Source organism: Streptomyces sp. NPDC052052 (assembly GCF_040680455.1).
GTDB lineage: Bacteria > Actinomycetota > Actinomycetes > Streptomycetales > Streptomycetaceae > Streptomyces.
In genome coordinates, this window is record NZ_JBFAWU010000018.1 from 136,131 (window position 1) to 156,062 (window position 19,932).

Annotated in this window: 19 protein-coding genes and 3 pseudogenes; 13 read left to right on the forward strand and 9 right to left on the reverse strand. The window is 67.8% G+C overall.

Annotated elements, in window-relative coordinates; all coding sequences use genetic code 11:
* Positions 1 to 38: 38 nt before the first annotated feature.
* The 5 genes from AB0L71_RS22300 to AB0L71_RS22320 form a co-directional block, all read right to left on the reverse strand.
* Positions 39 to 1,244 (reverse strand): LLM class flavin-dependent oxidoreductase, encoded by a 1,206-nt coding sequence (locus AB0L71_RS22300; RefSeq protein ID WP_365245634.1) that lies wholly within the window; start codon positions 1,242 to 1,244, stop codon positions 39 to 41.
* Positions 1,241 to 2,269 carry an ABC transporter substrate-binding protein gene (locus AB0L71_RS22305; RefSeq protein WP_365245637.1) on the reverse strand — a complete coding sequence of 343 codons (1,029 nt, stop codon included), beginning with the start codon at positions 2,267 to 2,269 and terminating at the stop codon, positions 1,241 to 1,243. The genes AB0L71_RS22300 and AB0L71_RS22305 overlap by 4 nt, the downstream gene beginning before the upstream one ends.
* Before the next feature lie 104 nt (positions 2,270 to 2,373).
* On the reverse strand, positions 2,374 to 3,144 hold the full coding sequence (locus AB0L71_RS22310) for an ABC transporter ATP-binding protein (RefSeq protein ID WP_365245640.1): 771 nt from the start codon (positions 3,142 to 3,144) through the stop codon (positions 2,374 to 2,376).
* Entirely contained in the window at positions 3,117 to 4,010 is an 894-nt protein-coding gene (locus tag AB0L71_RS22315; RefSeq protein ID WP_365245643.1) for an ABC transporter permease, read from the reverse strand. The genes AB0L71_RS22310 and AB0L71_RS22315 overlap by 28 nt, the downstream gene beginning before the upstream one ends.
* Positions 4,011 to 4,213: 203 nt before the next feature.
* A complete protein-coding gene (locus tag AB0L71_RS22320) occupies positions 4,214 to 4,297 on the reverse strand; it encodes a putative leader peptide (RefSeq protein ID WP_365245742.1) in 84 nt (27 codons plus the stop codon).
* 92 nt (positions 4,298 to 4,389) lie between these two features.
* Here AB0L71_RS22320 and AB0L71_RS22325 point away from each other — a divergent pair, with 92 nt between their 5' ends.
* The 5 genes and pseudogenes from AB0L71_RS22325 to AB0L71_RS22345 all read left to right on the forward strand — a co-directional run.
* Positions 4,390 to 4,812: a YjbQ family protein gene (locus AB0L71_RS22325; protein ID WP_365245646.1), complete on the forward strand. Its 423-nt coding sequence runs from the start codon at positions 4,390 to 4,392 to the stop codon at positions 4,810 to 4,812.
* An 85-nt stretch (positions 4,813 to 4,897) separates the two neighbouring features.
* Complete coding sequence (locus AB0L71_RS22330; RefSeq protein WP_365245649.1) at positions 4,898 to 5,800, forward strand: IS701 family transposase; 903 nt, start codon at positions 4,898 to 4,900, stop codon at positions 5,798 to 5,800.
* A 310-nt stretch (positions 5,801 to 6,110) separates the two neighbouring features.
* Positions 6,111 to 6,401 (forward strand): annotated as a pseudogene (locus AB0L71_RS22335) (transposase family protein); the annotation flags it as partial.
* A 64-nt stretch (positions 6,402 to 6,465) separates the two neighbouring features.
* Positions 6,466 to 7,383: a hypothetical protein gene (locus AB0L71_RS22340; RefSeq protein WP_365245652.1), complete on the forward strand. Its 918-nt coding sequence runs from the start codon at positions 6,466 to 6,468 to the stop codon at positions 7,381 to 7,383.
* A gap of 38 nt (positions 7,384 to 7,421) precedes the next feature.
* Positions 7,422 to 7,616, forward strand: a pseudogene (locus tag AB0L71_RS22345) (transposase); the annotation flags it as partial.
* 11 nt (positions 7,617 to 7,627) lie between these two features.
* On the opposite strand, the pseudogene AB0L71_RS22350 reads toward AB0L71_RS22345, so the two are convergent.
* Positions 7,628 to 7,902 (reverse strand): annotated as a pseudogene (locus AB0L71_RS22350) (helix-turn-helix domain-containing protein); the annotation flags it as partial.
* 241 nt (positions 7,903 to 8,143) lie between these two features.
* Positions 8,144 to 8,704 (reverse strand): SMI1/KNR4 family protein, encoded by a 561-nt coding sequence (locus AB0L71_RS22355; protein ID WP_365245655.1) that lies wholly within the window; start codon positions 8,702 to 8,704, stop codon positions 8,144 to 8,146.
* 72 nt (positions 8,705 to 8,776) lie between these two features.
* Between AB0L71_RS22355 and AB0L71_RS22360 the strand changes: the two genes are divergently transcribed.
* Positions 8,777 to 9,001, forward strand: a complete 225-nt coding sequence (locus AB0L71_RS22360; protein ID WP_365245658.1) for a type IV toxin-antitoxin system AbiEi family antitoxin domain-containing protein — start codon at positions 8,777 to 8,779, stop codon at positions 8,999 to 9,001.
* Between the two features lie 35 nt (positions 9,002 to 9,036).
* Here AB0L71_RS22360 and AB0L71_RS22365 read toward each other — a convergent pair whose 3' ends face one another.
* Together AB0L71_RS22365 and AB0L71_RS22370 are read right to left on the reverse strand one after the other, a co-directional pair.
* The gene (locus AB0L71_RS22365) at positions 9,037 to 9,441 is read right to left on the reverse strand and encodes an FKBP-type peptidyl-prolyl cis-trans isomerase (RefSeq protein ID WP_365245661.1); all 405 of its coding nucleotides are present in this window, start codon (positions 9,439 to 9,441) and stop codon (positions 9,037 to 9,039) included.
* Positions 9,442 to 10,194: 753 nt separating this feature from the next.
* Positions 10,195 to 13,461 (reverse strand): hypothetical protein, encoded by a 3,267-nt coding sequence (locus AB0L71_RS22370; RefSeq protein ID WP_365245664.1) that lies wholly within the window; start codon positions 13,459 to 13,461, stop codon positions 10,195 to 10,197.
* 171 nt (positions 13,462 to 13,632) lie between these two features.
* Here AB0L71_RS22370 and AB0L71_RS22375 point away from each other — a divergent pair, with 171 nt between their 5' ends.
* The 7 genes from AB0L71_RS22375 (at position 13,633) to AB0L71_RS22405 (ending at position 19,553) form a co-directional block, all read left to right on the forward strand.
* The gene (locus AB0L71_RS22375; RefSeq protein ID WP_365245667.1) at positions 13,633 to 13,803 is read left to right on the forward strand and encodes a hypothetical protein; all 171 of its coding nucleotides are present in this window, start codon (positions 13,633 to 13,635) and stop codon (positions 13,801 to 13,803) included.
* Positions 13,804 to 14,009: 206 nt separating this feature from the next.
* Complete coding sequence (locus AB0L71_RS22380; protein WP_365245670.1) at positions 14,010 to 14,150, forward strand: hypothetical protein; 141 nt, start codon at positions 14,010 to 14,012, stop codon at positions 14,148 to 14,150.
* 232 nt (positions 14,151 to 14,382) lie between these two features.
* On the forward strand, positions 14,383 to 16,050 hold the full coding sequence (locus AB0L71_RS22385) for a type I-E CRISPR-associated protein Cse1/CasA (RefSeq protein ID WP_365245673.1): 1,668 nt from the start codon (positions 14,383 to 14,385) through the stop codon (positions 16,048 to 16,050).
* Positions 16,047 to 16,598, forward strand: coding sequence for a type I-E CRISPR-associated protein Cse2/CasB (gene casB / locus AB0L71_RS22390; RefSeq protein ID WP_365245676.1), 552 nt, complete (start codon positions 16,047 to 16,049; stop codon positions 16,596 to 16,598). The genes AB0L71_RS22385 and casB overlap by 4 nt, the downstream gene beginning before the upstream one ends.
* Positions 16,595 to 17,941 carry a type I-E CRISPR-associated protein Cas7/Cse4/CasC gene (locus AB0L71_RS22395; RefSeq protein ID WP_365245679.1) on the forward strand — a complete coding sequence of 449 codons (1,347 nt, stop codon included), beginning with the start codon at positions 16,595 to 16,597 and terminating at the stop codon, positions 17,939 to 17,941. Before casB ends, AB0L71_RS22395 begins: the two co-directional genes overlap by 4 nt.
* Positions 17,938 to 18,840, forward strand: coding sequence for a CRISPR-associated protein Cas5 (gene cas5 / locus AB0L71_RS22400; RefSeq protein ID WP_365245682.1), 903 nt, complete (start codon positions 17,938 to 17,940; stop codon positions 18,838 to 18,840). The genes AB0L71_RS22395 and cas5 overlap by 4 nt, the downstream gene beginning before the upstream one ends.
* On the forward strand, positions 18,837 to 19,553 hold the full coding sequence (locus AB0L71_RS22405) for a type I-E CRISPR-associated protein Cas6/Cse3/CasE (RefSeq protein ID WP_365245685.1): 717 nt from the start codon (positions 18,837 to 18,839) through the stop codon (positions 19,551 to 19,553). The genes cas5 and AB0L71_RS22405 overlap by 4 nt, the downstream gene beginning before the upstream one ends.
* The last annotated feature ends 379 nt before the right edge of the window (positions 19,554 to 19,932 follow it).

Below are 19,932 nucleotides of genomic sequence, written 5' to 3' on the forward strand. Positions count from 1 at the left end.
CGGCGCACCGCTTCATCCGGCGCACCGCGCCATCCGGCTCAGCGACCGCCGGCGATCAGCAAGGGGGCCCCGCCGGGAGCGGAGGCCGACCGTCCGTTCGCGACGGGCAGTCCTCCAGTCCGCACCGGTACGTCCGACAGCAGACCCCGTGCTGCCAGCTCGGGCCGCACGCCCTCACCGAACCAGTACGCCTCCTCCAGATGCGGATATCCGGACAGCACGAAGTGCTCCACACCCAACGCGTGGTACTCCTCGATCCGGTCGGCCACCTCGGTGTGGCTCCCGACCAGGGCAGTGCCCGCACCGCCCCGCACCAGACCGACACCGGCCCAGAGGTTCGGTGCGATCTCCAACCTGTCGCGCGAGCCACCGTGCAGCGCCAGCATGCGCTGTTGCCCGACCGACTCACTCCGTCCCAGAGCCTGCTGAGCTGCGGCGATCGTCTCGGAGTCGAGATCGCCCAGCAGCCGATCGGCCGTCGCCCACGCCTCCCGCGAGGAGTCACGGGAAATGGTGTGCAGCCGGATACCGAAGCGGACCGTACGGCCCTGCTCCTCGGCCAGCCCCCGGATCCAGTCGATCTTCTCCTTCACCGCGGCCGGTGGCTCGCCCCAGGTCAGATAGACATCGGCGTGCGCGGCGGCCACCGGTCCGGCCGCGGCAGAAGACCCACCGAAGAAGATGCCGGGCAGGGGATCCGGCGGCAGCGCGGTCAGCCCGCCCTCCACCCGGTAGTGCTCACCGTCGAAGTCGAAGGGCCGACCGCCCCACGCACCGCGTACCACCGAGAGGAACTCGGCGGTCCGCGCATAGCGCCGGTCGTGGTCCAGATGGTCACCGAAGCGACGCTGCTCCGTGGAGTCACCGCCCGTCACCACATTGAGCAGCAGCCGCCCCCGGGTGATCCGCTGGTACGTCGCGGCCATCTGCGCGGCGAGCACCGGCGAGATCACACCCGGCCGGAACGCCACCAGGAACTTCAGCCGCTCGGTGTGCTGAGCCAGGGCCGCGGTCGTCAGCCAGGCATCCTCGCACCAGGTCCCGGTCGGCGTCAGCACCGCCTCGAACCCCAGCTGCTCGGCGGCCTTGGCGATCTGTGCCAGATACTCGATGTCGGGCGCGCGCACCCCGCTCACCGGAGTGATCCGGTCCCGTTTGATCCCGCCATCGGTGTACGCGTGACGGTCGACGAGCGTACGGCCGTCACCGCCGGTGGGCAGGAACCAGTGCAGATGAACATTCATGAGGAGGCCTTTCCATAGGAACGGGGAGCTGCGGAGGACGGGGGAAGATCACGGTTGAACCGGGTGTCGACGTAGTCCTCGAAGGCGAAGTGCCGAGGAATGAGCTTCAGATGGGCGAACGTGTCGGCGATCGCCTGCTCGGAGGCGATCGCGGCAGGATCGACGGCGACGGGCACCCGGGTTCCGTAACTGCGTCTGACCGCATCCAGGGCCACTTCGTACGACAGCCCGGTCTCCTTCGCCCAGACCTTCGCCCAGGCCTCCGGGTGCTCGAAGACCCAGTCCTGCGCCTGCTGCAGACGGTGCAGCAGGTCACCGATGGCCTTGGACTTCCGGTCGTCCTTCAGCGCGGCAGGTGAGGCCACCTGGAAGCTGAGGCCGTTCACCACGCCTTCGCCGGTGGTCAGCACCCGGGCCCTCGTGCTGCGGAGCACCTGCGAGGTGTACGGATCCCAGATGGCCCAGGCGTCGACCCTGCCCCGGTTGAACGCGGCCAGCGCATCGGCGGGCTGAAGATAGGCGAGCTTCACGTCCGTGATGCGAAGTCCCGCCTTCTTCAACGCGGTGATCAGCTGGTAGTGGGCCGAACTGCCCTGTGCGACCGCGATCGTCCGCCCCTTGAGCTGTGCGGGACCGCGCAGCGGCGAGTCCTTCGGTACCACGATCGCCTCGCCGGCGGACGAGCCGTGGCTGGCTCCCACCACGGTGATCCTGGAGTCGGAACCCGCGGCGAAGACCGGTGGGGTGTTGCCGACTCCACCGATGTCCACGGCGCCGGCGCTGACCGCCTCCAACAGAGGCGGACCCGAGGTGAAGGTCGACCATCGGATCCGGTAGTCGAGGTCGTCCAGACGGCCGGAGGCGCGCAGGATCGCCTCGTAACCACCCTTCTGGTCACCGATGGTGAGGGTGGTCTCGCCTTTTCCGTCGGTGTGGTCCGTGGGGGCGGCGGACGTGGCTCCGCCGCAGGCGGCCAGCAGCATGGCGAGGGGGAGGAGCAGGGCGGACAGGGTACGGCTTCTCATGGCTTTCTCTCTCATCAGGTGTCCGGGAGGTTCGGGGTGCACCGGATCCCGATCGGCAGGAGTTCTCGGTGCGCGTCGGGAACCGGCGGGGTGCGGGGCGCCGTTCAGGCGGCTTCGGCGGGTGCGGGGGCACCTCGGACACCCAGCTCCGTCAGCAGCCGGGAGCGCAGCGCCGCGAACCCGGCGCTGCCCACGTCGCGCGGCCGCTCCAGGGCGACGGGCGTCTCGTAGGCGATCGCCCCGTCGCGCATCACCAGTGCACGGTCGGCCAGCAGCAGCGCCTCGTCCACATCGTGGGTGACGAGCAGCACGGCGCAGCCGCGCTGCTGCCAGAGCTCGGCCACCAGCTGCTGGGCCCTGATCCGGGTCAACGCGTCGAGCGCACCGAACGGTTCGTCGAGCAGCAGCAGATCGGGCTCACGCACCAGCGCCCGAGCCAGCGAGGCGCGCTGCGCCTCACCCCCGGAGAGGGTCCTGGGCCAGGCCCCGGACCGCTCCGCCAGCCCGACCTCGGCCAACGCGCGCTCCGCGACCGCTCGTTCGGGCTTTCCGGGCAGCCCCAGCAGTACATTGCGCCAGACCCGCTTCCACGGCATGAGCCGAGGTGCCTGAAAGGCGACAGCGCGCCGCTTCGGTACGAACACGGTGCCCTCGATCTCGCGGTCCAGCCCGGCCAGTATCCGTAGCAGGGTCGACTTCCCGCAGCCGCTCCGCCCGAGCAGAGCGGTGAACTCGCCGGCGCGCAGGGTGAGATCGAGCCCGGCGACAACGGCTCTGCCTCCGAAGGAACGGGTCAGCCCCTCGACCCGCACCGCGGCTCCGGTCCGGTCGTCCGGAGCGGGACGGGTCACTGTCCGGTGAAGGTCGGTCGCCATTGCAGGAGCAGCCTTTCGAGTGTGCGGACGATGGCGTCGGCGGTGAGGCCGAGGAAGGCGTAGACGACCAGGCAGACGACGATGACGTCGGTGCGGAAGAACTCGCGGGCCTGGTTCATCAGGAAGCCGATCCCGGCATCGGCGTTGACGGACTCGCCGAAGACGAGCGCCAGCCAGGCGGTGGCCAGTGAGTAACGCAGCCCCGTCATGGCCCCGGGGAGAGCGCCGGGCAGCACCACATGTCGAATCAGTCCCCACCGGCCGAGTCCCAACGACTCTCCGGCCTCGACGAGTTGGGGATCGACGCCGCGAATGCCCGCGTACACGTTGAGATACAGGTGAAAGGCCACACCGAGCGCGATGAGTGCCACTTTCGGGGCTTCACCGATCCCGAGCCAGATGATGAACAGAGGGATCAGTCCGACCCAGGGAACCGTGCGCAGCATCTGGACGCTCGCGTCCACCAGGTCCTCGCCCAGTCGCGAGAGCCCGGAGACCAGCGCAAGCGCCGTGCCGACGACGCCCCCGATCAGCAGCCCCGCAGCCACGCGCTGCAACGAGATCACCATCGCGGCGGGCAGCGTTCCGTCCGCTGTCAGATCGGCCCCGGCGCGGCCGATGGTGCCGGGTGAGGCGAGAACATCGGGGTGCAGCACCCCGGTGGCGCTGAGCAACTGCCACAGCAAGAGAAGCAGCAGTGGTCCGGTGGTGCGGCGGATCCAGCGGGGTACCGCCCGTAGACGCCCACCCCGGGTGGAGGCAGGGACGACCGGCTCCAGAGCGAGAGGTCGATCCGTGGGCGGTGCAGAGCGTGTATCGGAATCAAGTGATATATCCGGCGGAGGCAGGGCGTGACCGATGGCCATGAGGACTCCTCGGGCGGTCCATGGGCAGGAGGAAGGCGCACCTCTGCCACACGCGGAAGCGCCGTTGCCGTTACGGCCCAGCGGTTACGACGCGCGGTCGACGAGGTGGAGTGTGCCGAGGCGCATACGCATCGGCCCGTGCGGCGGCGAATAAGGGCGGGCAGAAGGCCCGATCACCGGCCGGAACAGAAGATGAGAGGCCGTCAGCAGCCGCGACGACACGCGGCGGAAGCCACCCGCAGCAGGTCGATGTGACCGCGCGAAGTGAGCAGAGCTGAAAGCAACATGGCGCCGAACGTAGCGATCCACGACAGGAGCGGTCAACGGTGTCTCGGCACGTGGACGCGCGGCCTCGGCGGATGAGCGAGAGGATGGACACATGCCGCATGCCTTCACCACCAGCGTCCTGCACATCACCACCGGATCGACCGAGACCGTCACCGATCTGACATGTGAGTGCGAACAGTTCCTCGCCCGGACCGCAGCCGGCGCAGATGGCCTGCTCAACATCTTCGTCCCGCATGCAACCGCCGGTATCGCCCTCCTCGAAACCGGCTCCGGCAGCGACGAGGACCTCCTGGCCGCCCTTCACACCCTGCTGCCCTGCGACGACCGCTGGCAGCACCGCCACGGAAGTCCCGGACACGGTCGTGACCACGTGCTGCCCGCCCTCGTCCCACCGCACGCGACACTGCCGGTGATCGAGGGCCGGCTGGAGCTGGGGACGTGGCAGTCGGTATGTCTGGTCGACACGAACATGTCCAAAGGCAACAGGCAGGTTCGTCTGAGTTTCCTCAGCTGACCAAGATCGCCCCCGAGGGCCGTGCCGCCGATTCTCCCTACCATGCGTGCGGGAACGGAGAGAATCTTGCACGGTACGGCCCCATATGCGATCGAACGTCCCTACGGCGGAGCGTCAGTACTCCGGCACCGCCGGCCGCACCGAGAACTGCCAGATCGGCGTCTTCGCCGCCTACGCCTCCGCTCGCGGCCGGGCCCTGGTCGACCGCGAGCTTTATCTTCCGAAGTCCTGGACCGAGGACCGGGAACGCTGCCGCACCGCGAGGGTCCCCGATGAGCGGGAGTTCGCCACCAAGGGCGAACTGGCCCGGCACATGGTGCTGCGGGCCGTAGCATCGCTGCTGCCCATCGCCTGGGTGACTGCGGATTCCGCCTGCGGTCAGGACAACCGATTCCGTCGGCTGTTGGAACAGCCGGGTGTCGGCTACGTGCCTGCCATCCCCAAGTCCCAGTTCAGCGTGGGCTGTTCGTGCATCGAGGTTCTGTTCGCGCAGGCCCCGGACGAAGCGTGGGAGAAGATCTCATGCGGCGACGGTGCGAAGGGGCCCCGCGTCTACCACCGGGCAGCGGTGCGGCTGCCGGCCGTCGCCGAGTTCGACTATCAGGGCGCGGTCCCCCACCGGATGCGGTGGGCACTGACCCGGCGCAGCATCAGCAAGCCCGACGAGATCGCCTACGACCTCGCCTACACGCCCCTTCAGGTCACTGTCCAGGAGTTGGTGCGGGTCGCCGGAGCGCGCTGGGCGATCGAGGAGTGCTTCCAGGCCGCGAAGAACGAATGCGGCCTGGACCAGTACGAAGTACGCCGCTACGTGGGCTGGTATCGGCACGTCACTCTGGCCATGCTTGCGCACGCCTTCCTGGCCGCCACAGCACGCCAGTCCTGGGAAAAGGGGGTGGAACAGGTGGGACGGCCGGGGCCATCGAGCTCACAGTGGCGGAGGTTCGGCGACTCCTGGCAGCTTGTCGTGCCCGGTCCCCGCACCTGAGTGGACACCGAGGACTACACCACGCGCTGAGCTGGTCGAACTGGCGTCGCCGACGCCAAGCAGTCGCCCGCCGCTGTCATTACCAGCGGCGCTGTCGCACGATCGAGGGGCGGTCTCCGTGAGACCGCCCCGCACGATCGGAGTCCCGCTACACTCCAGCCGCCCAGCGAAACTCGCAGGTCAGGCTGCAAAGTCCTGCTGGAGTGCTAGCCGTCGGCTTGGCGGGTGGGCCGATCCCGTTCTCTCCTATCGGCTGAGGCGACGGGAAGGGCACCGTTCATCGGGCGCATTCTCCTGTCGCGGCCGTACAGGAGGCGAAAGCATCCGCGCTCGCGGTGCGGGGGCCAAGGACAGGCTGACCACTGCGGACAGAGTGCTGGCCACCGTGCTCTACCTGTGCAAACTCGGCACCCGAGACCGGCTCGCCCGGCTCTTCGGGGTCAACGGCAGCACCCTCACCAGGGCCGTTCACCAAGTCCAGCCCCTCCTCGCCGAGCACGGCCGCACCATTCCACCCTCGACAGCCAGGTTCCGGACACCTGCTGACGTCACCGCGTTCCTCGCAAACAGCAGCCCCACGGAGATCAAACCAGCATGTTGATTCTCTGCGAGCCCTTAGCGTGTGGAGTGTCGGCCGTCGGACCGATTTTAAGGAGAATCAGGCCGTGGAAGTCGAGATCCCCTTGCAGATACGAGCCGCCGCCTCCGAATTCGGGGCAGGGGTCCCCTATGCCCTGAAGGTCCTGGCTGGTCAGTTGGCCGACGACCCGGACACGGGGCAGCCGAGCGGCGAGCCGGACGTTCTCGCCGTGACTGTCGACGGCGACCTCTTCGAGGACTGTCCCACTCTGACCGTCGGCTACGTCTGCGAGGCGGACCGGATCAGGGTGCAGTATGTGAACGCGGTTCCCGCCGCCGCCCCCACCAGCCACACCCGGGACCGGCCGCCCCAGGCCGCCAACGAGGTCATGGCGCGGGAGGTAGAAGATGCCTGGCGGCGCGTCGCTGGCTGGCTCCAGGACCACGCCCCCGACTCCTTCAATGCGCTGCGCGCCGGCGCGAACGACACCACCGTCGCAGCTCTGGGGCATGACCTTGGCATTCAGATTCCCGCCGACCTACGCGCCCTGTGGTCACTCGCTGCAGGGGACGACGGAGTCGACGGGGCGGGATGCCTGCCCGGAAACCAGGCATTGATGCCCTTGGACACAGTCGCCACCTTCTACGGGCAGCAGATGGACTCACAAACACACCAGGACTCCCTCAACTCGCACCGCCCCGAGCCGGACCGGATCACCGTGTGGAAGTCCACCTGGATTCCGGTGCTCTCCTACGGAGTGACCGACCGGACATCGGGTCTGTACCTGGACGCTGCGACGGGATACCTAGGTCGCTGGTCCCGTTACAACGAGGACTCCGGCGACGAAATCGACACGCTGGCCACCTACTTGGAAGACGTTGCAGACATGCTCGAAACCCCGGCTCTGTCCACGCGTGACAAGCCCGGTCTTGTCGATGGGGTGCTGGTGTGGGGTAGCCGACTCGATCCCGCGCAGGAGGAGTCGTGGCGACCTCTCGCCTGAGCGATTGAACGCTATGCCGAGGGCTGGAAGCTCGGGATCGCAGGAACCGAGGCTCCCGAGGCGGCCGGCCCAACGGATTCGACAGCGAAAGCTACAAGGAACGCAACACCGTCGAACGGGCCATCAACCGCCTCAAGGGCTTCCGCTCTGTCGCCACCCGCTACGAGAAACGCGCCTACATCTACCTCGGCACCGTCACCCTCGCGGCCCTCCTGATCTGGCTCCGAACATGATCCGAGAAACAATGCCTAGCACACAGCGAGGCGAATCCATCGGCGTTGAAGTTGTGGATCACGTCTCGGACCCGGTCATCACTGGTGAACGGCACTTCGGCGATCTTCGCCACCGGTGTGCCCTGCGCGGACAGCAGGACCATCTGGGCCCGCCGCCAGGTCACCACCGATCCGGTGCCCCTGCGGTGATCCCTATCAGCCGTCTGCCCTCGTCATCGTCGATCTCGCGTACCTGTACTCGTTCCGCAACCCAGCCAGGATGACGGCCACGCGCCGCCCGGCACAGCAATCAGGCGACGCGTCACGTCACAACAGGGCAAACGTTGCCTGCTACGGCACTGGGCCGTGTATCGGAAGTGGATCTCGAACGGTGCTGCGAAGGTTCAAATCGCGGTGAGAGAGCCAAAGCAGTGCAGTCATTGACGGCGACCAGGACCGGATCGACGCAGCCAAGCCGCAGTAGCACAGCAGAAGCAGCAGTGGCCCGTGGTGTCGGTCGGCACCGCGGGCCTACGTGCGTACGCCGATCAGCAGTCCCAGATCAGCCTGCCGCCCTGAACACGTCCAGTTGCGCCCTGCACCCCCGCAGAAATCTGCTCCATGAGGACGACCGTCTCGCTGAACAGAACGGTCAGTGACTCGTGAACTCCGAAGGATGGCGCATCCCCATCGCCGAATGAACCGATCTGACCGCTACGCACATCCAGAAACTTGCCATAACAAGCGTCGTCGTCCGAGATGATCGGAATCCACTGTTCATGCCAGAAGGGAAACTCCGGATCGTCGGACGGGTCGTCGCGCTCGATCTCCATCTTGAAGTGGTACGTCCGCTCCATGGCCGCGAGTCCCAGCAAATCGCGGTTGCCGGGCACGACCCCCTCCGTGACCCCCTCCGGGCCACTGTCGGCCCCGGATGCCTGAAGCCACGTCCGAAGCTCGACCGGGAAAACGACGCACATGCGCTCCTCAGCCGCAGCGATCGCTGCCGGCGGAGCGGGAGCAAGGATCGATGACGCAGTCGTCGGTGCATTCGTCTCCAGCCAGTGCACCAATCGCTGCCACGCCAACTGCACGTCCCCCATGGTCATGCCTTTCTCTGAGCGTCTACCTCACGGCGCACCTTACGGCCCGGCAGCAAAGCGCCCCAGAAGCGCAACGTCGTGCGCGAGGACGGCTTCGGCTGTGTGTTCTGCCATCCTGTATTTGAGCCCCACACGTTCAACGAGCACCCCGGGAAGGTGTTCCGCGTCCGCGATCTGTACGAGCACCTCGGCCTGCCCACCGACGAGCCCTCGATCGACGTCACCCGCTCCCGTCTGGGACGTCTCGTCCGCCAAGGACTCCTCGAACAACCCGGACGCGGCCGCTATCAGGGGCGGACTTAACGCCCTCCCAGGAGCGCCAGTTCAGGCCGAGCCGGTCAAGCCGGGCCTCGCTCCGGCGGCCCGCCAACGACCGTGAGCAGGTCCACGACGAAGATCAGCGTCGAGCCTGCCGGGATCGACGGAGACGGCGACTGCTTGCCGTAACCGAGACGTGGGGGAACGATGATCTCGCGCCGGCCGCCGACCTTCATTCCCCTCACTCCCCGGTCCCAGCCCTTGATGACCCTGCCACCGCCCACGGCGAACTTGAACGGCCGGTCCCGCTCCCAGGAGGAGTCGAACTCCCTTCCGGACGCGAACGTGACCCCTACATAGTGAACCTGGACGACCCTGCCCGGCTGCGCCTCGGGTCCGTCCCCCACCACGAGGTCCCGGATCGTCAGCTCGGTGGGCGCGTCCCCCTCCGGAACCTCAATTCCGGGCTTGGTCAGTTTGCTCATCACGGTCCCATCGCTCGCCGCCGGAATCCCCCGCACGGGCCGGCCGGACACATGGACATTCCATGCGGCAGACGATCACGCTACCGGCAATGCCTATGCTCCGAGGTGCACCCCGTGCCACGGAACACGGCTCTCGCATCCGAGGGATGTACCAGAGTGGGAGCCGGCCTCACCCCCGTCGGAGCCAGGGACGGTGACCGAGCCTCGGAGGTGGGTCAAGGACCGATCGGTGCACGCCCCGGAGTGGCCGCGTAAGCACCTGCCGACCGGATGCCACAGCCGCCCGAGAGGCCCACGCCACTCTTGTGGAGGCTTCCCGGGTGACCAAGGCCCACGACATCTGCGCCTCCGAGCCATGGGTAAAAGGGTTCACCGTCCCCGTGACGCGTGAAGATCGCACCGGAGAGTGCCGACCGCACAGCCTTGCCCGGGCATTGAGCTGCCACACCCACGTTACGGAGAGCTCTTCCGGGTGCTCAAGCCCCCTCATCGGCGGTCCGTCGATGCCTCCTCTGGGATCTGACGCTCCTTTTGATGCTCCGGGTGTCCTAAAGGATGTCCATCCGGGTTGGTAACTGCTGCTGACCTGCTGTTATGTCGGTCCCTTGGCAGGGTGACGCATTTTCGACGACACATCGGGTGGAGGGAGCGACCAGGTAGCGTGGCAGTTGTCCTCACGGAGGTTGGCGGATACGAACGTCGACCATGCCGACCGTCAGGTGCGGCTGAGCTTCCTCCGGTGGGCGTCGCTCTTCATCGCAGCCGTGCGGAGTGCGAGCCGGTTGTGTCTGGTGGAACCCTCCATCGTCCGTCCTGTTTCACCACTTCCACCACGCGGAGGACGGCGTCGACCGCTTCCGGAGCGACATGGGTCAGCATCGGCAAGACGCGGTACCAGGTGTCGGTTTCGAGGGCTTTGTGGATCACTTTCTCCAAGATGTCACCCACCAGGGGGTGGTCAGTCGGCGCGGGGCAGAGCGTGCGCGCGAGTGTGCACAGGACCATCAGCGCCCAGTCATCGGTCTCCGCCGTCACGTCCAGGAGTATCGGCGTTCCGGCCAGGTGGCTGGCCACCGTGGCCAGGGCCGGTCCGCGGGCCCCGGAATCCGAGATGCCTGCGATCGTCGCGTACGCCAGCTCCGGGTTGCCGAGCGCGGCCTGGAGCACGGCGAGGGTGGCGAACATCAGGGGCTGCGCCCCAAGGCGGGCGCGAGCGGAGTTCTCCAGGACGGCAAGCCGGGCCTCAACCGGGAGGCCGGCGGCGTGATCTGCCAGGACGCCGAGCGCGTCGACTGTGAACGCGTCGTACGCGGCGGCTCCCGGGAAGCCAGAGATCGTCGAGGCGAGGACGGTCTGCGGTTCCAGCACCGCCTCCACGACCAGAGCAGTTCGCCGGTACCAGCCTCCGATGCGTCCGAGTGGCCTTCGGCCGTCCGCGGGCGCCGCCCATTCCCGTGCCTGCGCGGAATCTCCAGCCTGGGCGAAGGCTTGAGCGACCAGGCTCCGTGCCGCGGGGACCTGGACGCCATACACGCGCAGTGCGGTCTCCGCCGCCTTCTCCGCGTAACGGAGAGCCGAGCCGGGACGTTGCGGAGAGCCCACGGCGGCCGAGGCCCACGCACGTACGGTGAACAAAGGGTCTCGCGTCCCGGTCGCCAGGAGGCCACGCTCGCCGAGGTGGCCGAGCCAGTCGGCGGGCGCCTCGGGAGCGGTAGTCCGTTTCGTGAAACGGTCGACCAGGAGCCGTAGTTCAGGCCCGGCTCCTCGTTCGGACAGGCGTCGCGCCTCGTCACGCAGCTCGTCGTAATCGTTCGGCTCGTCAGCTCGGGAATGAAGATCCCGGGGGACGTCCGCGTGGTCGGGGGAGGGTGAGTCATGCTCCGGTTCGGACGTACCGACCTCTGTGGAGAGCGGTCCCAGACGTTGCTGACACACATGGGTCCGCGCGGGATCGGCCTTGGCCACCGCCGCCCAGATCTCCCTCGCGAAGGTGAGATGCCCCTCAGGGGAGTTCGCCTGGTACTCCGCCTCGAGCAGCAGTTCGTCCAGCAACGCGTCCGCGAAATGCGGCTCGGTATCGAGGAGCAAGGATGCAGCCTCGGCGGTCGTGGCCGCCAGCTCCCGTCGGCAGAAGTCGACCGACCTCAGCAACCGAGCCGCGTCCTGGGACAGTCCGGCCGAGGCGAGGGCCACGGCGACCTTCACCACCACCGCCTCGGCGCGGCCGACGGCGCGATCGCCCGCCGGGTTCTGGTAGCGGGCTCGCTCCGCCCACTCGGCGGCCTCCCTTGCAAGCCGCTGCGCGTCTTTGATCGGCTGCGGTTCTGCCGCAAGCAGGGTGGGGACCGCCTCGATGAGTCGGAGGGCCTTGGAGGCCGGATCCGCGGCGGACAGTGCGAGCGAGCGAGTCCGTGCGACGTCACCGACCGAAGCCAGCGCCTGCAGTACCTCCGGTGGGACATGTGTACCACCGCTGCTCAAAAGGGATCGGGAGGCTGCAGCCGACGCCAGGACGGCAGGCGTCGGGCGTGTTCTGGTGACCTGTTCGAGTGAGGCGATTGCCAGATCGGCCCGGCCCAGATCTGCGAGGCGCAGCAGCCGGCGATGGTCGAGTGTGAAGTCGACGTATCGGTCGAGATCGCCACGGGAGCGGACCAGCTCGGGATAGTGCTGGAGCAAGAACGCGGGGGAGGTTTCGGGCCAATTATTGGCACGGTAATCGTCGGCCCAGGTGTCCATACGTGCGGCCAGGTCTGCGAGGCGGCGCTTTCCCAACCGGGTTCGCGCTGTGCTGTGCAGTGTCGTGTGGGCCAGGGTGAATGTGTCCGGGGCGAGATCCTCCGGACCGAGCACGCGCCCGGCCACGCTGCGCAGCTGCACCTCCAGATCGTAGGGGAGAGGTTCGATGCGGTTTCCAGAACTGATGAGTTCGGCCAGGTCCTCGTATCCGAGCCCGCCACGCGTGGCGAGGGTGAGGAACCCGAGGGCTTCGCGGCCCGGGCCTTGGGAGTCCTCGAACAGCCGCTTGAGCTCTTGGAAGGCCGTGTCCCGCAGCACGATGGCCTCGGGAGAGGGCCGGAACGCCGGGATCTGCTCCGCCTTGCGCAGGGGGTGTCCTGAATAGACGTCGCTGGGCAGCGGTGGGTACGGGCGCATGCTGATCAGTACGGTGAGCCCCGGGATCAGACGCTGTGGAAGCAGGGAGGCGATGCTGCCCATCGAGCCTCCCGCCCCGGTGTCCTCGTCCAGGCCGTCGAGGACCAGGAGCAGCTTCCGGCCCCGGGCGACGCTCTTCTCCGCCGCCTGCTCGCACAGCGACGCGAGGGTGGTCGGCGCGTCCTGGCCGTGGCCCGCCTTCCTCCCGGCGAGCTGGGCCAGTTGTCGCGTCACGGTCCGCTTGAAATCGTCGGAGTTCTGCGCCTCGGTGCCCTGCCGCACGAAGAAGGCGATGACATCTGTGTCCTCCGGCACGTGTGACATGACCCAGGCGGCGAGGAACGCGGTTTTTCCCGCCCAGGGCGGCGCCACGAGGGTCAGGTACCCCGGAGTCACGGACCTCGCCCGCAGCAGGAATGAGAGTCGCTCGAGATCTGCGTCGCGGCCGGCGAGGTCGGGAGGGCACCAGTCCCGGGCCGTATGGCGGAAGCGGAAGGGAGCGGCGGCTCTGGAGCCGGGATTCCTGGGTGGCCGCCCACCTGTCCTGCGCTCTCTCTCGGCCTGGGCTTCTGCGAAGGCCCTGCGCCATGGCTTCTGAGGGATCGGGCGGCGATCGAGCTTCGACTCCAAGAACTCCACCAAAGCCAGGAACTCCGCCAGGTTGCTGGGTGCCGTGTGTCCCTGAAGCCAGGATCCGAGTTTCGTCTTCCAGGACCCGAGCTCCTTTTCGTCCCGGATCCCCAGGGACAGCCCGATCTGCGCGTAGGAGACCTCTGTAGGACGGGCCTTCTTCGCCTCGTCATACAGCCCTCTCAGGAGGCCGGACAGGGCGCGCAGGGCCGGCCTGCCCATCGCCTTGTCCATGGAGCCCCCACACGCCGTTACTCACCTGACGGAATCTTTTCCGGTCGTGACCAGGCTCGCATCGTCTTCCCGGGCTGTCAGGAAAGTCGCATGAAACCCACCGGACGAAGGACAACGGGTCCACCGCCGCCCGACCCCCGACCGGGCGGCCTTTCCAGGAAGGAACCCGTCGTGTACGCACTTCTCACCAACGCCACTGCACTGGCTGCCGCCACCGGTCTCGCCTACACCGGGACGCTGCTCGGCGTCGCCTTCGTCTCCGTCGTGTCGCGTGATCCCGACCGGCGCAAGGATGCCCGGGCGACCCTGATGATCCTCGTCCGGCGTCGTCCGCAGCGCTGATGCTTGTCCGTGCCGCCCGACCAAGAAGCAGCAGTTGGCATAAGTGGCAACCAAGACAGGCTAGTTGGAGTTCCTTCGGCGCTTTTCAAATCTTCGCCAGGTGTGCCAGACTTCAGCCCTCGACGGCGTCGGGCGTACCTCTCGACGCTCTGCTGACTGGGATGTCACTGGGATGTCCCCAGTCCGCAGAGCGCAGGAGGAGAACGATGGACGAACGCTCATGGCGCTGGACAGAGCCGCTGCTGAAGATGGGAGGGTGGTGGAGGGAGCATCGGAACGCCTTGGCGTTGATGCTGATCGAGATCGCTGTCGCCACCGTCGTCGCTCGGCTCGTAGCGGGTATATGAGGTCTCTCCCGGAGGGAACCCGGGAGAGACCGCTACAGGCCACGGCCGGGACATCCAGTTGCTCAGAGGCGGCTCGTCCCGGTCGTGGCAGTCAACGGGTAACCGCCAGGACGATAACAGGAAGCCGTCGACCTGGGGATCCCTGCCTCGCGCTCGCGAGGATTGTCCGCAAGAGGCGCTCGTCGGTGATGCCGGCCGCACCTCCTCCCCGCGGTGCGGGGATCAGGCATTGATGTCCACCTGCCGCTCTCCGTTTCGACGATGGGCGATTCGTACGACAACGAGGTCACGCACCATGCAACCGACCGATTCGGGCCATCCCTCAGGCGGACCGCCGATGGAAGTCCGTTGGGACCCGCGCATGCATCACTGCGCCCGCGCACTGGCGCTGGACGGCACGGTGGTTGCACTGAACCTGGTGGACCTGTTTCTCCAAACCGAGTCGCTGCGCGACATCGATGGGGCCACTCCTGGCGAAAAGGTTGCCCTCACCGAGTTCCTGCTGGCGCTGTGCTACGCCTCCGGGACGTATCCGACCTCGCCCGACGAGTGGGACCGGTGGGTGGAGGAGAAGGCGTCTCTGGAGGGGGTCGCGACCTGGCTGACCCGTCAGTCGGACGAAGACTGGAACCTCTTCCATCCGACGCGGCCCTTGGGGCAGAACGCCCTCCTGGCGCCGTTCCTCGAGGAGTACGGGGCCGGAACAGCCCAGTTAGTCATCGAACGTTCCGGTGATTACAGTCAGTTCGCCGATCACCACCACCTTGAGTACGAGGTTCCCCTGCCCGCGGCCGAAGCGTTCAGGGCCATGCTGACCCAGCACAGTTTCGGTCTGTCCGGCAGAGCCCGGATCTCCGGCAAGGCGACTCTCGGCCCGGCCATCACCAACCTGGCCACCGGCCGTCTGGGCGGCCGTGTCAGGGTTCTTGCGCTGGGGAAGACCCTGGGGCACACACTGCGTCTCAACCTCACTCCCACCACCGATGAGCCGCGCGTGCTCAATCTCACCTGGACGGAGGGGCCGATCCAGCGGCGGAACTTCACGGCGAAGCCACCGCCGCGGCCGGTGATGGGCTTTGCTGATCTGCATAGCTCGCTGGGCAGATCGGTGCTGATGCGGCCGAAGGCCGGACTCGATGGAGACCGGGCTGCCGTGGACCGGGTGCTGATCGGTGCAGGCGAACTGCTCGATCTCGATTCCGCTCTGCACCTTCAGGATGCCGTCATGTCGGAGACGCGGACGGGTGTGAGCAAGCCCCTGTGGCCTTCGCTCACGCGGGACCTCTGGCGTGAGGCCCATGCTCTCTACGCCGCGGTGGAGAAGAGGTCCGGCGGTCTCTACACCCGGCTGGCCCGCCTACCGAAGGAGCAGAGGTGCGACAGTCGCACCTTCGCACTGTTCGCCGTCGGCCTGCTCGCCAATAAGACCGCCGCGACCTGCTGGGTGACCAGTGTGGCGCCTTTCGCACCGGGACGGGCGCCCGAGCTCTACCTGGCGTCGGAACGGGGGTCCGCCGTGGCCGAGCACATCGCCCGCAGCCTGGACAGTGCCGCGTTCGCTGCCTGGGAGGTTGCGTATCCGAACCCCAAGCCCGCAGAGAAGAAGGCTCAGATCGCCTGCTTCGATGCGCGGGGGGAACAGTGGAAGGCGACCGAGCATCCCTTCCACACCCTGCTCGAAGACGTCGCGGACGGAGCCGACGTCGCGGAGTGTATGCCTGGTTACGTCGAGTGGCTTGTGGAGATGGCCCGGGGTTTCCTCGACAAGCGCCTGGATTCGCTACCGCCGAACGGGCAGGGCCTGCAGGCACGAGCGGTGGCCCGGGTGCGCTTCGAGAAGGAACTCGTCAGCTCGCGGGCGCCGGCGGAGTTCGCCACCCTCGTGGACGGAGAAACATGACCGACGAGCTGTCACCGAATCCTTCGCCGACGGGACCCGAGTTGCTCACCGATTGGCTCGTTTCGCTGGTGCGCGACCGGCGCTACGGCGACCTCGCGGACCTGAGACGTCCGGCGGCGTCCACCAGCACGCTCATCCGGGCCGGCTGGTTCGCGCCGCCCGACGCTGACCGGGAGATCTACGAGTACGTGGCTTTCCTCTTCGCCGTGTACCACCGGGGCGTGCACAGACCGACACGAGGCTACGGCAGCCTCGGGTCGGCGGCCCGGCGGATCGGCGGCCCGGCGGGGCGAGGGCCGGACGATCCGGGCGCCGTCCGGCTCTTCGACCGGATCGTTTCCAGCAGGAGGGTTTCCCACCGGCATCTCCAGCATGCTGTCGCCCGCTTGCGGGCGGGTGAGCAGCAACCACCGTCCTGGACCGGACTGGTCGAGGACCTCGGGCGGTGGAACGATCGTACGGCGCGCATCGCCTACCGCTGGGCGGTCGATTTCCACGAGCCGCAGAGCCACAGGAACAAGACCTCGCAGAAGGGCAGCAACACGTGACCGAAGGCACCACCGTGCGGAGCCAGTTCCTCTCCCTGCATCTCCTCGAGACGCTGGCTGCGGTCCTGCCCGTGCGGAACGAGAATGGCTTGCCGAAGACCATCGTCTACGGCGGGGTCGAACGGCACATGATCACCAGTCAGGCCCGGCGGCGTGCCGAGCGGATGCACGCCCGGAGGCGGGCCAACACCGGGATTGGACCGTTGGCGGGCCGGACGACAGGGCTGCGGACGCGGGAGTGGGCCCTCATCACGGCGCGGGCGCTGGAGACGGCCCATGGCTGGGAGCGGGCCGAGGCGGTGACCATGGCACGGGCCGTGCTGGAAGCCACCGGGCTGAAGTTCGGTGATCCTGCCAAGAAGACCGTCGCCAACCTCACCAAGGTGCTTTTGTTCGCTCCGGAGGACGCCGGTGAGCGGATCGCCGCGTACGTCGGGGAGCATGCAGCGGAGCTGACCAGCTGGCGTGACGCGTACCTTGTCGCGCAGCAGGTGGTGACGAAGCCGAAACGGGGGACGCGCAAGACGTCCGACGACGCCGAAGCGGCTGCCGGAGCGGAGGGCGGAGGCGTGGACGGCAAGCAGCTGCCTCCTCTGTCGAAGGAGGCCCGGACCGTGGTGCTCACCGCGCTGGCTCCGCGTGACGCCATCGACATCGCGCTCTACGGAAGGTTTCTCGCGGAGATCGCCGAATCTCCCAACGTTGACGGTGCTGTGCAGAGTGCACACGCATTCACCATTCATGAAGCGGAACGAGTCGATGACTTCTATGCCGCAGCTGATGACGCCAAACTGGAGCGCAAGCGGAACGCACTGGACTTCCTGGATGCCGCGGACGACGGCGGCGCGGGCATGACGGGATACCAGTCGCTGATCTCCGGCACCTTCTACCGGCACACCGTCCTGGACCGGCACCAGCTGAGGGCCAACCTGCGCGCGGCGGGCATGACCGAGGAGAAGGCGGACGAGGCCGCGATCGCTGCCGAGCACGAGCTTGTCAACGCGTTCGTCGAGGCTTTCCCTGAGGCGAAGAAGAACTCCACAGCCTCCACCGGGTCGCTGCCCGCCCTGATTCTGGCGTTCGAGGGTGATCGCCCGTACAACTATGCGGCTGCCTTCCAGAGGCCTGTGATCGAGGACCCCGGCTACAACGACAGCGAGGGTCCGGCCGGGCTCGCCGGCGTGCGGCGGTTGCTCCGGCACCACGCCTTCGTCAGCAGGCGGAGGACAGACATCCGCGCGGCGCGGATGCTCACGTACGACGCCGAGATCGACACCCTCCTCGACGAGTCCGGCGTACCGGACGCCATCCGGGTGGACTCGATCGAGGGTCTGGTCCCGTGAGCCACGTCCTGCTCCTCAGGTTGGCGGCACCCCTGCAGTCCTGGGGAGTGGCCTCACATTTCGCGCCGCGCCGCGAGTCGCACGGACGCCCCACGAAGTCGGCCGTCATCGGGATGTGCGCCGCGGCGCTCGGGCTGCCGAGGGAGACGCAGGCAGAGGAAGCCGAAGCCTCGCAGGAGGGACGGGGTGCGGGACGCACCCTCTTCGGGGAGCTCGTCCGTACCGTCTTCGCCGTGCGTGCTGACCATCCGGGCATGCCCGTCCGGGACTACCAAACGGTTGGCGCCGGGCGGTATCCGCTGCGCCCCCGCGACGTCATCACCGACCATCGGCGGGCCGCCGCCGTGTCGGCCTCCCTCGACGAGGCTACGGGGGACTGGTTCGGCGACCACAGGCTGAGCGGCTGGTACGGCGCCCCCAAGAAGATCGCTGCCGATCCCGTCTCCGGCGCGCTGGTCTCGGGCGAGCTGCATCGCTCCGCCCTCATCACCGAGCGGTGGTACCTCGCGGACGCCACCTTCCTCGTGGCGCTCCAGCACGAGGACCAGCAGTTCCTGCAATCCGTGGGAGCGGCGTTGGAGCGTCCCCGTCGGCTGCTATGGCTGGGCCGCAAGTCCTGCCCGCCGTCCGGCACTCTGCACCTCGGAGTCGTCCCGGGGGACGCGGAGACGGCCTTCCGAACCCGGGCGCTCCTGCCGGGGCCGGAGGACGCCTCGGATGGAGGGCGTCGGCTGTGGGCGTGGTTCCAGGTCCCGCCCACGAAGCACGGGGCCATCCCGGTGCGGGACCAGCCGGTCGGGTTCCACGCGCTGGGACCCGAGCACACCACCCGCTGGGAGGTCCGTCGGCGGATCACCCTCGACCCGAACCCCATCGAATGGGAAGAGATCATCCCGTGAGCGATTCCCCGCGGAGCCGCGCCGCCACGGCGACGGCCCGATTCGTCGCGACCCACTCCGTCCTGACGCTGGACGCCCGTCATCCGTACGTGGCCAAGTCTCTGATCGACGCCCAGGAGATGCACCGCACTGTCATGAGCGGATTCCGGGGGTGGGTGGCGGACGGCGATCCCGAGGCGCGTGCCCAGGTGGGTGTGCTGTCGACCTGGACCGTCGACCTCAAGGCGGCGGCCCTCGTGCTGGTCGTCCAGTCGAAGGTCATGGCGGACTGGGCGCCCGTTCCGAAGGCGGCTCTCCGGGATGCCCCACACCACATCACCGTCGATCGGACGTTTCGGACCGGCGACGTCGTGGGCTTCCGGGCGGTGGTCAACCCCACCTACAGCCGACCGCGGACCGGGTCCGGCGGGGCACCGGTGCGGGGCAAGCGAGTGGCGCACACGACTCAGGCCGGCATGCAGAAGTGGTGCGCGCATCACTTCGGACATGCAGAGACTCCGGGAAGAGCCGGGGTGATCGCGGGTCCAGATGCTCTGTTCGTGCGTCCGCTGCCGACGGTCTCCAGCACCGGCCCGGACAAGGCCGTGCGGATCGCGCGGGCCGAAGTACAGGGCACGCTCACTGTGACTGACCCCGCCAGGTTCGTCGCAGCGCTTTCCGACGGCGTGGGCCGCGGGCGCGCCTACAGCTGTGGGCTCGTGCTGACGCGCTGACCCGAAGGCTCGGCGCACCGCCGGGGTTGTCCTAACAGGGGTTGGCGGACACGAACGTCGACAACGCCGACCGTAACGTCCGGTTGAGCTTCTTCGGGCAGCAAGCCGCTTCGGTGTCACTGCAGAGGGGGAGCCCGGCAGCGCCAACTGAGTCGGGCAGTCAGGTGCTGGTTGGTTGCGTATCACCTGCCATCAGCTTCTTCGACTGCTGGTGGTACGCAGGCAACGCAGTGCCGACCTGCGTACGCAGCGGCTATGGACAGCTTGTCGGAGTGGTTGGCCCGGATGTGGTCCTGATCTTGCTGTAGTCCCGATCTTGCTGTGGTCCAGGACGATCCGTGCCCCGTTCATTCTGCTTCTTCTCCCCGGAGACGCATGC